The following is a 665-nucleotide window of genomic DNA, read 5'->3' on the forward strand; positions in this document are numbered from 1 at the left end:
AAGCGCTTGTCCGCTTCATCCGTAGAGGTCGTTGTCCGCTGGTCCCCTCTCCGATTTGAGCGAGTCAGCGGCCGCAGCCACCCGCGGCCCTGACTTTCTCATCCTACGACTCGAGGACGACCCGGTAGGAGTAGATCTGGGTGACGGTGTAGCCCGGTCCCGAGATGGTGATTCGCTGTCTCGACTAGACCATCTGCTGCTTCTGGCCCGCCTCGTGCTTGGCCCCATCCAGGACGGTGGCGCTGCGGGTCTTGCCGTCGGAGTCGGCCTCTGCGGACTGCACGCCGGGCACGCGGAAGCCGCCCCCGCGCAGCACATGCAAGCCGTCCGCGGTGGCTTGACCGACGCACACGGGGCCCCTGTCCTGTGCCGATGGTGCTGTCGCCGTTTAACTCGTCCACATTGGCGAAGCCCCAACGAAACACCTGCTGAGTAAGGTGTGCTCGAGTAAATGGGAGGCATGGGAGAGCTGACGGTGAAAAGGCAAAGGTAGGCAATCCAGACCGGGAGTGGCTGCATAAGCTAAGCGAGAGCCCGAGAAAGAGCGAGGCGACTTTGTCAGCGCCTTGATAGTTCGCTACTCCGCCGTGTCCGAGTCTTTGCATCAGGGCGAACGGAGGCGACAACACGGCGCCACCCAGGGTGAGGACTTACAGCGGCTAACA

General features: G+C 62.9%; 1 protein-coding gene. It reads right to left on the reverse strand.

Going from position 1 to position 665, the window contains the following annotated elements; all coding sequences use genetic code 11:
- Positions 1-184: 184 nt before the first annotated feature.
- Positions 185-352, reverse strand: coding sequence for a hypothetical protein (locus GTY47_RS12810; protein ID WP_158688496.1), 168 nt, complete (start codon positions 350-352; stop codon positions 185-187).
- Between the last annotated feature and the right edge of the window lie 313 nt (positions 353-665).

The organism is Streptomyces sp. SID5464 (assembly GCF_009862985.1).
In the GTDB taxonomy this organism is placed as follows: domain Bacteria; phylum Actinomycetota; class Actinomycetes; order Streptomycetales; family Streptomycetaceae; genus Streptomyces; species Streptomyces chartreusis_D.